Raw genomic sequence first — 12117 nt, forward strand, 5'->3', positions numbered from 1 at the left:
GCGCTTTGGCTGCGCTTCATACCATTGCCGAAATCCTCGAAGCAACCGGCGGACGGGCGGAGAATATCGCTGCGCACGGGGTGAATTCGATCTCTATCGACTCCCGCGAGATTGCGTCCGGTGCGTTGTTCGTCGCGATCAAGGGCGAAAATTTCGATGGGCACGATTTCGTTACCAAGGCGATTGAGGCCGGCGCGTCCGCCGCACTGGTGAGCGAGGAGAAGGCGGGCGGCATGCATGGGCTGCCGTTGATCGTTGTGCCCAAGGCGCTTGACGGGCTTTATGGGTTGGCGCATTTCGCGCGGGAGCGCAGCGGGGCCAGAATTGCAGCGGTGACCGGGAGCGTGGGGAAGACCTCGACCAAGGAGGCGATCCGGGCGGTTTTAAGCGCTGCCGGGCCGACGCATGCGTCCATCAAGAGCTTCAACAATCACTGGGGCGTGCCGCTGATGCTGGCGCGGATGGATCAGGATGCCGAATACGGCGTCTTCGAGATCGGGATGAATCATGCCGGTGAGATCACGCCGCTTTCCCGGCTGGTGCGCCCGCATGTGGCGGTGATTACATCGGTTGCGGCGGCGCATCTGGAGTTCTTTGATTCCGTTGAGCAAATTGCTGACGCCAAGGCCGAGATCCTTGCGGGGCTGGAGCCAGGCGGACTGGCGCTTTTGAGCCATGACCATGCATATGTACGCAGGCTCATACGACATGCGGACGACGCGGAAGTCGCCGTTCTGACGTATGGATTCGATGAGGCATCGGATGTGAGGATCGAGGACTATGCATGGGATGGCGTGGCCGGGCACGGCCGGGTTGTCGGGGATGGGCTCGACCTCGAATTGGCAGTGCCGACGCCGGGACGGCATACGCTTTCCAACGGGCTTGCGGCGTTGCTTGTAGCGCGGGAATTCGGTGTCGATCCGGCAGTTGCTGTCGCGGCGCTGGCGGCGCATGGGGCGCCCGAAGGGCGGGGGGCGGCGTATGCGTTCGGGCCATCCGAGAACCCGCTTAGGCTGATCGATGAGAGCTATAACGCCAATCCCGTTTCGATGCGGGCGGCGCTCGAAGTGTTCGGGCAGATGCCCAAGGGCGCCGGGCGGAAGGTTCTGGTGCTTGGAGATATGCGGGAACTGGGGAGCACCTCGGGTGCGCTCCATGCGGAGTTGGCGCTCGATGTCGAGGCCGCAGGACCTGACGCTGTGTTCCTTGTCGGGGATCATATGCGGGCGCTGGCGCGGGAACTTCCCAATGGGCTTGTTGCGGGCTGGGCACAGGGGGTCGACGAGATTGCAGAAGCCGTGATCGCGAGCCTTGCGCCGGGCGACTCAGTTATGCTCAAAGGGTCCAATGGCGTCCGGCTGGGGGCCTTGGTTGCCCGGATTCGCGGGGCTTTCGGCCCAGAAAACGAGAGATAAGAATGCTGTATTTCCTGGAACAGTTTGCGGACACCTATCAGGTGTTCAACGTGTTCCGTTACCTGTCCTTCCGCACCGGCGGCGCCATCATCACGGCGCTGTTTTTCGTCTTTCTGTTCGGCCCCGGTATGGTGAATTCGCTGCGCGTGCGGCAGGGCAAAGGCCAGCCGATCCGGGAGGATGGGCCGGCGGGCCATCTCATCACCAAGAAGGGCAAACCCACCATGGGCGGGCTGATGATCCTGTCCGGGGCGCTGGTTTCGATTTTGCTTTGGGCGGACCTTACGAACGTCTATGTCTGGGCCGTTCTGCTGGTCACCACGGGCTTTGGACTGGTCGGGTTTTACGACGACTATCTCAAGGTTAAGCATCAGAATCATAAGGGTTTTGGCGGGCGGCAGCGGTTGGCGATCGAGGCGGTGATTGCGGTTGTGGCGTGCATTATGATCGCGGGGCAGACGGGGCAGACCTATGGAACCTCGCTGCTGTTTCCGTTCTTCAAGGATCTCGCGCTCGATCTTGGGATTTTCTTCTTTGTTTTCGGGGCCTTCGTCATTGTCGGCGCGGGCAATGCGGTCAATCTGACCGACGGGCTCGACGGGCTCGCCATCGTGCCGGTGATGATCGCCGCGTCGGCGTTCGGGCTTATCGCTTACGTGGTCGGGAACACTGTCTATTCTGAATATCTTCTTTTGAATCAAGTGCCTGGGACGGGCGAGCTGTCGATCGTGTGCGGTGCGCTGATCGGGGCGGGGCTTGGGTTCCTGTGGTTCAATGCGCCGCCGGCGCAGATCATCATGGGCGATACCGGTTCGCTCTCGCTGGGCGGGGCTTTGGGGACCATTGCGGTGGCGACCAAGCATGAGATCGTGATGGCCATTGTCGGCGGGCTTTTCGTGCTCGAGGCGGTGTCGGTGATCGTGCAGGTGACCTCGTATCGCCTTACGGGCAAACGCGTTTTCAAGATGGCGCCGATCCATCACCACTTCGAACATCTCGGTTGGACCGAAAGCCAGATCGTGATCCGGTTCTGGATCATTGCGATGGTTCTGGCGCTGATCGGGCTTTCGTCGCTCAAGCTGCGCTAGGCATTTTCATCGATCGCGACGATGGAACAATCGATGACGCCATAGCGGCCTACGATGACCACAATGAAACCATCGTGAAGCCCGGAATCGGCAAGATTCCGGGCTTTTCCGCTTCTGGATTCATCGTGGGGCGGTTTTTGGTTTCCCCGATTGAGGGGCCGGTCGGAATCATAGCCCCGTTGTGAGGCGCGGGGATAAGAGCCTGCCCCAAAAGTCCGACGGGTCGGCTTGGCGGGTCTTTGTTGGCCGGAATTGAAGGGGAATTTTAGCCAATATGTCCAATATTGCCCAAAATTCCCCTTCAATTCCAACCAAAAATCCCTCGCCAATCCTCAGCCGCGGACTTTTGGGGCAGGCTCTAAGTCCGGATGGTTGCGAAATGGTAACCCATTTTGGGTAAGTTTTGCATTCTGCAACGGTCGCGCCGTTGCCGCCTGTACCCTCGCGTATCCGGAGTGTCCCCCTTGACCGCGATCAATGCCTGGTTTTCCCGCGATCGAAAGACGCCGATTGCCGAATGGTGGTGGACGATCGATCGCGAGCTTCTGTTCGCGCTCATTGCACTGATGGCGTTCGGGATGCTCTTGAGCTTTGCGGCTTCTCCGCCGGTGGCCGAACGGCTGGGGCTCGGGGCATGGCACTTCGTGGCGCGGCATGCGCTGTTCACGATCCCTGCGCTTGCAGTCATGATCGGTGCGTCGTTCCTGCCAGTCAAATGGATCCGGATCAGCGCGCTCGTTTCGCTTGTGGGCGGGATCGTGCTCCTGGGGCTGGTGCTGCGCTACGGTACGGAAGTGAAAGGCGCGCACCGGTGGATTTCTATTTTCGGGCAGACGATCCAGCCTTCGGAATTCGTCAAACCGGCTTTCGCGGTGATCGCTTCGTGGTTCCTTGCCGAAAAGATGAAACGCGGCGACGTGCCGGGGCAGACGCTGACGCTGGCGTTCTTTCTCGTCATCGTAGCGCTTTTGCTCCTGCAGCCGGATGTCGGGCAGACCGCATTGATGGTTGCGACCTATGGTGCGCTTTTGTTCCTCACGGGGATTTCGTGGTGGCTGATCGGCATCCTCGGCGCGGGCGCGATGGGGCTCGTGGGTATCGCCTATCTCGTCTTCCCGCACGTGGCGGGGCGCATCGACGCGTTCATCAATCCCGAAACCGGCGACAACTACCAGGCCGAACGCGCGCTTGAATCGCTGCTCGAGGGCGGGTGGTTCGGCAAGGGGCCGGGCGAGGGCGTCGCCAAGCGGTATTTGCCGGACGCCCATGCGGACTTCGTGTTCGCCGCGGGGGCGAGTGAGTTCGGAATCCTGTTCTGCCTGATGCTGGTGGGGCTGATCTGCTTTATCGTCATCCGCGCGCTCATTCTGGCGCAGAGCCAGCATTCGCTCTTCAACCGGCTGGCCGCGAGTGCGCTCGCGATTCAGTTCGGCGTGCAGTCGGCGATCAATCTGACGGTGAACCTCAATCTCATTCCGCCCAAGGGCATGACGCTGCCTTTTGTCTCCTATGGCGGCACATCGATGATTGCGATTGCTTTCGGGATGGGTTTATTGCTCGCGCTCACGCGGCGTAAGCCCGAGGAAACCTTCGCGACCGGCTTGCCTATCCGCAGTGCGGTCAAGCGAGATGCGACTAGAGGAATTTAACGGCTTGAGTTTGAGCGCATCGCATCCCGTGTGCAGAGGTATTGCCCCGCTATGAGCACAATCGCTTTGATGGCAGGCGGCACCGGCGGGCATCTGTTTCCCGCCCTCGCGCTGGCGCAGGAATTGCGGCGGCGGGGTCATGAGGTCCATCTTCTTACGGACAAGCGCGCGACGCAGCATGGGGGTACGTTTCCGGCGCGGGAAATCCATGTCGTGCCTGCGGCAACCCCGTCGATCCGCAACCCCTTGAAGTTCATCCGGGCGGGGCTGACGATCAGCCGCGGGATCGGTGCGTCGTGGCGGATTTTGCGCAGGATCGACGCGGATGTCGCGGTCGGGTTCGGCGGATATCCGTGCTTTCCGCCTTTCGTGGCGGCGTCGCTCATGGGCATTCCGGGAATTCTGCACGAGCAGAACGCCGTGCTCGGACGCGCGAACCGTGCATTGACCCGGTTCGCCGACGCGCTGGCGATGAGCTTTGCCGATACGGCCCATGCCGAAAAATTCAGCGGCGTGCGGCGGCTGACAGGCAACCCGGTGCGCGACCGGGTGCGCGAGGTTGCGGAAATCCCCTATCCTGACATGACCGAGGCCGGTCCGGTCCGGCTGCTTGTGTTCGGCGGGAGCCAGGGCGCGCGGGCGTTTTCCGATCTCGTGCCGCCGGCAATCGCTTTGCTCGAAGATCGATTGAAGCGCCGGCTGGAGGTGGTCCAGCAGTGCCGCGAGGAAGACCTGGAACGTGTGACCGAGGCGTATCGGGCGGCGCGGGTCAATGTGGAACTCTCAACCTTTTTCGAGGATATGCCCGAACGGATCGCCAACGCGCATCTGGTGATCGGGCGGGCGGGTGCTTCCACCGTCACGGAACTGGGGGTGATCGGTCGGCCCGCGCTCCTTGTGCCGTTGCCGGGATCGCTCGACCAGGACCAGCGGGCCAATGGGCTGGTGATGGAAAAAGCGGGTGGAGCCTGGGTGGTGGATCAGGCCACGCTTTCACCGCAATCTCTTGCGACCCAGCTTCACGATCTTTTTTCTCACCCGAGCCGGCTCGAAGCCGCCGCAATCGCGGCGCGGGGCGTGGGGCATGCGGACGCCGTCGAGCGGCTTGCGGACCTCGTGGAAGAGGCTGCGGCGGGGAAGTTGAGGGGGGCTTGAGCATGGGTATGTGGGCTGCAACGTGCGTGCGAGGCACGGTCTCCCTTCTCCCCTTGAGGGAGAAGGTGGGCTTTCGCGTCAGCGAAAGGTCGGATGAGGGGTGCTCTTTGCTGAGGCCGCAGGCACCCCTCATCCGCCCCTTCGGGGCACTTTCGTCGTTCAAATCGCTCCACCGGAGCGATTTGGCCTTTGGCACACTCCTCAATCCCTCAAGGGGAGAAGGGAAGAGTGCTCCTGGCGGGCCCGGTGACCACGATCAGCGCCGTGTGTGCTAGCAATCAGAACATTAGGGGTAAACCAGTTTCATGAAAATGCCACGCGAAATCGGGCCGGTGCATTTTGTTGGGATCGGCGGGATCGGGATGAGCGGGATTGCAGAAGTGCTGCATACCCAAGGCTATCCCGTGCGCGGATCCGATATGGCCGCCAATCCGAACGTGCAGCGGCTGCAGGAGATGGGGATACCGGTTGCGATCGGGCAGAAGGCCGAGAATCTGGACGATGCGGCGGTGGTGGTGATCTCATCGGCGATCAAGAAGGGCAATCCCGAGCTCGACGAGGCGCGGGCGCGGGGGCTGCCGGTGGTGCGGCGTGCCGAGATGCTGGCCGAGATCATGCGGTTCAAGAATGCCATCGCTATCGGCGGCACGCATGGGAAGACGACGACAACGTCTATGGTTGCGGCGCTGCTCGATGCCGGGGACATGGACCCGACCGTCATCAATGGCGGGATCATCAATGCCTATGGCACCAATGCCCGGCTGGGGCAGGGTGAGTGGATGGTGGTCGAGGCGGACGAAAGCGACGGGACGTTCGTGAAGCTTCCGGCCGATGTGGCGGTGGTGACGAATATCGATCCGGAGCATTTGGACCATTACAAGGATTTCGAGGGGGTCAAGAAGGCCTTCGCGCAATTTGTCGAGAACGTGCCGTTTTACGGTTTTGCCGTGATGTGCCTCGATCATCAGACGGTGCAATCGCTCGTGGGCCAGATCGAGGACCGGAGGGTGATCACCTATGGGCAGAATCCGCAATCGGATGTGCGGCTTCTCGATATTGAGACTGTTGACGGGGTTTCGCGGTTTTCGGTGGCGTTGCGCGACAAGGTGACGGGCGTGGGGCGGCTGGTCGAGGGCCTGGAGCTGCCCATGCCGGGGCTGCACAACGCGCTCAACGCGACCGCGGCGATTGCGGTGGCGGATCAGCTCGGAGTGTCGGTCGAGGCGATCCGCAAGGGGCTGAGGGCTTTTGGCGGGGTTAAGCGGCGATTTACCGTGACCGGTGTTGTCGACGGGATCACGGTTGTTGACGACTATGGGCATCATCCGGTCGAGATCACCTCGGTACTGCGGGCGGCGCGGCAATCGACCAAGCGCGATGTGATCGCGGTGGTGCAACCGCACCGGTATTCGCGGTTGCATGACCTCTTTGAGGAATTTGCCGGTTGCTTCAACGATGCCGACACGGTGCTGGTGGCACCGGTTTATGCGGCGGGCGAGCAGCCGATGGACGGCGTTTCCGCCGAGGAACTCGTTTACCGCATGCGGGCGCGGGGGCATCGCGATGCGCGGGTGATCGCCGGGCCGGAGGGGCTCGCGGAGATCGTCGCGGAGCGGGCGGCCGAGGGCGACTATGTGGTGTGCCTGGGGGCCGGAAATATCACGCAGTGGGCAGCAGCGCTGCCGCGCGAGCTTGAAGCCGCGCTGGGGGACAAGAAGGTCCAGGCATGAGTTTTCCCGATCTTTTGCCGCGGCTTGCGCCGTGGGTTTCAGAGGTTCGAGGATCGCTGACGCCGAACCAGGAGCTTGCCAAGGTGAGCTGGTTCCGCGTGGGCGGGCCGGCGCAGCTTTATTTCCAGCCGGCGGATGAAGACGATCTCGTTTTCTTTTTGAAGAATTTGCCCGAGGAGATTCGGGTCACCGTGATCGGGTCGGGGTCGAACCTGCTCATTCGGGACGGGGGGATAGATGGAGTTGTCATCCGGCTGCCGTCGAAAGGGTTCGGCGAGATCGAGGTTTTTGACGGGACCAAGCTGCGCGTAGGGGCAGGGCTTCCGGACGTAAAGGTCGCGACGGCGGCGGCGCAGGCGGGGATCGACGGACTGAGCTTTTATCGCGGCATCCCCGGGGCGATCGGCGGGGCGCTTTATATGAACGCCGGGTGTTATGGGACTGAGACGAACGAGCGTGTCGTTACATTGCGCGGGGTGACGCGGGCCGGGGAGGTGGTGACGCTTTCCAATGCCGAGATGGGATACAAGTACCGCAAGTCGAACGGGCCCAAGGGAGTGATTTTCACTTCGGCGGTTTATGAGGGCGTGCCGGGGGACAAGGACGCGATCTTAGCGCGGATGCGCGAGATTACCGAAATGCGGGAAGCGAGCCAGCCGACGCGAGGGCGGACGGGCGGGTCGACGTTCAAGAACCCCGAGGGGCATTCGGCGTGGAAGCTGGTGGACGCGGCCGGGTGCCGGGGCTTGCGGATCGGGGATGCGCAGGTTTCTCAATTGCATACGAATTTTTTGCTGAACCTCGATGCGGCCTCGGCGCACGATATCGAGACGCTCGGGGAGACCGTGCGGAAGCGGGTGCGGGAGACTTCGGGGATTTCGCTTTCCTGGGAGATCCGGCGGATGGGGTATTTCGTGCCGGGGCAGGAGGTGCGGGAGTTTCTGGACGGCGAGGTTTTTGCGGCGGCGGAATACCCCCACCCCTAACCCTTTCCCACAAGGGGGAGGGGAGTGCGGAGGCTCGCGCGGAGCACGGATACCCTTCTCCCCTTGAGGGAGAAGGTGCCCCGAAGGGGCGGATGAGGGGGGCTTGCGGCCTCAGCAAAGAGCACCCCTCATCCGACCTTTCGCTGTCGCGAAAGCCCACCTTCTCCCTCAAGGGGAGAAGGGGAGCCGCGCGTGTTTATGCCGTTGTGGCAAACGAACGAGAACAGGACGAACAGCGCATGACCAAGCACGTAGCCGTACTCAAAGGCGGATGGTCGCATGAGCGGGAGGTTTCGCTCAATTCCGGGGCGGCGTGTGCGCAGGCCTTGCGCAATGGCGGGTATGAGGTCACCGAGATCGATGTAGGGCGCGATATCGGGCAGGTGTTGCGGGAGCTCAATCCCGACGTGGTCTTCAACGCGCTGCATGGGCGGTTCGGGGAAGACGGGACGATCCAGGGGATGCTGGAGATCCTCGGGATCCCCTATACGCATTCGGGCGTGCTCGCCTCGGCGCTGGCGATGGACAAGCATCAGGCCAAGGTGATGTTCAAGGCAGCGGGGGTGATGGTGACGGACCATGTGATCGCGTCGCGGGCCGAGATCGCCAAGGCGCATGTGATGATGCCGCCTTATGTGGTCAAACCCTATAATGACGGGTCGAGCGTCAATGTCTTCATCGTCAAGGAGGGGCAGGAGCATCCGCCGCAGGAGATCTTGCGGAACGATTGGGACGGCGATGAAGAGCTGATGGTGGAGCGGTTCATCCCCGGCAAGGAATTGACCTGCGCGGTGATGGGGGATGTGGCGCTGGGGGTCACCGAGATCGTCACAGATATCGCGTTTTACAATTACGAGGCGAAATACGCCGAGGGTGGGTCGCAGCACATTCTTCCGGCGCCGGTTTCATCGAAAATTTACGAAAAAGTACAGAAAATGGCGCTTAATGCGCATGCTGCGCTCGGCTGCCGGGGGGTAACGCGAAGCGACTTCCGTTACGACCCGCGCGGCGGTGACGACGGTGAACTGGTGTGCCTGGAAATCAATACCCAACCGGGCATGACAAAAACGTCCCTGGTCCCCGAGCTGGCGGCGCATGCAGGGCATAGTTTCGAAGAGCTGGTCAGCTGGATCGTGGAGGACGCGAGTTGCAATCGATAAGGCGCGCTTACGTCCCTGACGATGCGCCAGACATGACGACCGCGCCGCGCGCGCCTTCGCCCGCGCCCAAAGTCAGCCGGCCCACGATCAAGCCTGTCGCGCCCATGGTGCCGCTTGCGCGGGACCGGTCGCCGGTCGTTGCGCGCAAGAATTTGCCCGTCGTGCTCAAGCGGCGGCGGGGGATATTGGTGGGGCTGGGGCATCTTTGGGTGCTGCACCGGAAACTGGTGCTGCGGGTGGTGGCGCTGATCGTTGCCGTGGTGGTGGTGCTTGGCGCGTATGTGTTCCGCGACGAGATCGGGCAGGGCGTGCTTTATGGCGCGGATGTCGTTTCGGGGCGGGCGGCGCAGGCGGGGCTGGGTGTCGCGCAGATCTCGATGACCGGGCAGGCGCTGACGCGGGAGGCCGATATCATCGCGGCGCTCGATGTCAACGATTTCACGACGACGTTTACGTTCGATGCGGAGGCGGCGCGGCAGCGGATCGAGGATATTCCCTCGGTTGCGAGCGCGACGATCCGGAAGGTTTATCCCGATACGCTCAATGTGACGATCACCGAGAAGACGCCGGTGGCGCGGTGGCGGATGGATGGGGAGACGTATCTGATCGACGCGACGGGGGCGCCGATTGCGCGGGCGCGGTTCGAGAACGGGGATCTGCCGTTGGTGATCGGCGCGGGGGCGGGGGACGACGCGCTGGCGATGGTCAATCTCATCGAGCGGTTCCCGCAAGTGACGCCGGATCTTGCAGCGCTGGTGCGGATTGCGGACCGGCGGTGGGATTTGATCTATTACACGGGGTTGCGGGTGCAATTGCCGGAGACCGGGGTCGTGCCGGCGCTTGAGCGGCTGGGGGCGTATCAGGCCGAGTATCAGCTTTTGGACCGCGATCTCGATCTTATCGATATGCGGGTGCCCGAATATGTCGCGGTGCGGCCCACTCAACGAGAAGAAGAGCCATCCTCATGATGACCGATGCCATGACTTCGCGGCTCAAACCTGTCCAGCCGGGGCGTTCCTCGCTCGTGACCGTGCTCGATATCGGCTCGACGAAGATCTGCTGCGTGATTGCGCGGCTGGTGCCTCGGGGCGAGGGGCGCTCCTTGCGCGGGCGCACGCATATGGCGGAGATCATCGGGTTCGGATACGGGCCCTCGGCGGGGATCAAGAGCGGGGTCGTGACGGACCTCGACAAGGCGGAATTCGCGATCCGGTCGGTGGTGGGGATGGCCGAGCGGGCGGCGGGGATCACCGTGCAATCGGTGATCGTCAACGTCACCGCCGGGCGGCTGGGGTCCGAGACGTTTTCCGCGAGCGTGTCGCTGGACGGGCACGAGGTCGAGGCGGCGGATATTTCGCGGGTGCTGATCGCGGTCAATGAGCGGAGCGTACGGGACGAGCGCTCGATTATCCACGCGCTGCCGATCGGGTATGCGCTCGACGGCGCCAAGGGTGTCCGCGATCCGCGCGGGATGGTGGGGGAGACGCTGGGCGTCGACGTTGCTGTGGTGAGCGCGGAGACGTTCGCGATGCGCAATATCGAACTGGCGCTCAACAAATGCCATCTCGAGGTCGAGGCGCTGATGGCGACGCCTTACGCGAGCGGGCTGGCGACACTCGTCGACGACGAGGCGGAACTGGGGGTCGCGTGCGTCGATATGGGCGGGGCGACGACATCGGTTTCGGTCTTTAACGGGGGGCATCTGGTTTATGCCGATGCGCTGGCGATCGGGGGGCACCACATCACGCTCGATATCGCGCGGCAGCTTTCGATTTCGGTGGCCGATGCGGAGCGGCTCAAGACGCTTTACGGCTCGGCGCTGCCGGGGCAGGGGGACGAGAGCGACGTCATCACCATCATGCCCATCGGCGCGAGCTCACACGAGACGCCCAATTCGATCCCGCGCGAGGTGCTGACGCGGATCATCCGGCCACGGGTGGAGGAAATCCTCACTGCGATCAAGGACCGGATGCAGGCGACGGGGATGATGGACGTTTCGGGGCGGCGGTTCGTTCTGACCGGCGGGGCTTCGGATTTGACCGGCCTGCCCGAACTGGCGCGGCGGATGCTGGCGCGCAATGTGCGCAACGGGCGGCCCCTAGGGATTTCGGGGCTGCCGGAGATGGCCAAGGGGCCGGGGTTCGCCACCGTTGCGGGGATGCTGGTCTATCCGCAGGTGTGTGGGAGCGAATATGTGCAGCCCAAGCCGGCGCGGAAGCTCACGGGGAGCGACGGGTATTTCGCGCGGGTGGGGAGCTGGTTGAAGTCGGGGTTTGTTTGAGAGCCTGATTTAAAAGTCGGCCGGGTCGGTCTGGCGGGTCTTGTTTGCCAGCCCTCCGCCGCCGACTTTTAAATCAGGCTCCAAGGGCGCGCTCGGGAGGCGGGGATGAGACCGATGCGGGTTACGGTGAACGACCGGATGCAGACGGGCTACAGCTATGTCCTCACCGAGCCCGCCGGCGAGAATTTCCATCCCGATTTCAAGCCGGACCTGACACCGGCGGAGATGCTTGCGCTGGGGGTCTTTGGCGGGAAATACATGACCGACTGCCGGAGCGAATTTCCCCAGGATTGGTTCACGCACGCCAAACTCTCGGATACGCGCGATGTGCGGCTCAACTTTTTCGGGGTCGACGCCAGCCAGCCGCTCAGCGTGTGGCGGGAAAAGGGTTGGATCCACCCCGACGATCCGCGCGGCTGGTTCCAGTGGTATTGCCGCTATTTTCTGGGGCGGCGCATGCCGGAAGAGGATGCGCGGCAGATCGGGCGCTGGAAGGCCATAGTGCGGCACGTGGCCCAGCTTCGCCGCAATTGTGAGCCGCGCGATTGGACGTGCCGGCCAAGGCAGCGGCAGGCGTTGTTGCATTGGGCGTATGATAGCCGGGGGATTTGAGGGGGGCCGGTCGCTGTACGTACAGAGAACTCCTGGGGCCG

At 62.9% G+C, this 12117-nt stretch carries 10 protein-coding genes; all 10 read left to right on the top strand.

All coding sequences use genetic code 11. The features are described 5' to 3' along the window. Positions 1 to 5 precede the first annotated feature (5 nt). The 10 genes from murF to LG281_RS17705 all read left to right on the top strand — a co-directional run bounded on the left by murF (position 6) and on the right by LG281_RS17705 (position 12076). A complete protein-coding gene (gene murF, locus LG281_RS17660; RefSeq protein ID WP_404403071.1) occupies positions 6 to 1415 on the top strand; it encodes a UDP-N-acetylmuramoyl-tripeptide--D-alanyl-D-alanine ligase in 1410 nt (469 codons plus the stop codon). A gap of 2 nt (positions 1416 to 1417) precedes the next feature. Beyond that, on the top strand, positions 1418 to 2503 hold the full coding sequence (mraY, locus tag LG281_RS17665) for a phospho-N-acetylmuramoyl-pentapeptide-transferase (protein WP_404403073.1): 1086 nt from the start codon (positions 1418 to 1420) through the stop codon (positions 2501 to 2503). A 464-nt stretch (positions 2504 to 2967) separates the two neighbouring features. Next, entirely contained in the window at positions 2968 to 4152 is a 1185-nt protein-coding gene (locus tag LG281_RS17670; RefSeq protein ID WP_404403075.1) for an FtsW/RodA/SpoVE family cell cycle protein, read from the top strand. 51 nt (positions 4153 to 4203) lie between these two features. Beyond that, positions 4204 to 5307: an undecaprenyldiphospho-muramoylpentapeptide beta-N-acetylglucosaminyltransferase gene (murG, locus tag LG281_RS17675; protein WP_404403077.1), complete on the top strand. Its 1104-nt coding sequence runs from the start codon at positions 4204 to 4206 to the stop codon at positions 5305 to 5307. A gap of 305 nt (positions 5308 to 5612) precedes the next feature. Then, a complete protein-coding gene (gene murC / locus LG281_RS17680) occupies positions 5613 to 7037 on the top strand; it encodes a UDP-N-acetylmuramate--L-alanine ligase (protein ID WP_404403079.1) in 1425 nt (474 codons plus the stop codon). After that, positions 7034 to 8023 carry a UDP-N-acetylmuramate dehydrogenase gene (murB, locus tag LG281_RS17685; protein WP_404403081.1) on the top strand — a complete coding sequence of 330 codons (990 nt, stop codon included), beginning with the start codon at positions 7034 to 7036 and terminating at the stop codon, positions 8021 to 8023. The genes murC and murB overlap by 4 nt, the downstream gene beginning before the upstream one ends. A 239-nt stretch (positions 8024 to 8262) precedes the next feature. Then, entirely contained in the window at positions 8263 to 9183 is a 921-nt protein-coding gene (locus LG281_RS17690; RefSeq protein ID WP_404403083.1) for a D-alanine--D-alanine ligase, read from the top strand. Positions 9184 to 9215: 32 nt separating this feature from the next. Next, complete coding sequence (locus tag LG281_RS17695) at positions 9216 to 10151, top strand: cell division protein FtsQ/DivIB (protein WP_404403085.1); 936 nt, start codon at positions 9216 to 9218, stop codon at positions 10149 to 10151. Beyond that, positions 10148 to 11464: a cell division protein FtsA gene (gene ftsA, locus LG281_RS17700; RefSeq protein WP_404403087.1), complete on the top strand. Its 1317-nt coding sequence runs from the start codon at positions 10148 to 10150 to the stop codon at positions 11462 to 11464. Before LG281_RS17695 ends, ftsA begins: the two co-directional genes overlap by 4 nt. 105 nt (positions 11465 to 11569) lie before the next feature. After that, a complete protein-coding gene (locus LG281_RS17705) occupies positions 11570 to 12076 on the top strand; it encodes a hypothetical protein (RefSeq protein WP_404403089.1) in 507 nt (168 codons plus the stop codon). The last annotated feature ends 41 nt before the right edge of the window (positions 12077 to 12117 follow it).

This window comes from Pelagibacterium halotolerans, from assembly GCF_044811015.1.
GTDB classification, from domain to species: Bacteria; Pseudomonadota; Alphaproteobacteria; order Rhizobiales; family Devosiaceae; genus Pelagibacterium; species Pelagibacterium halotolerans_A.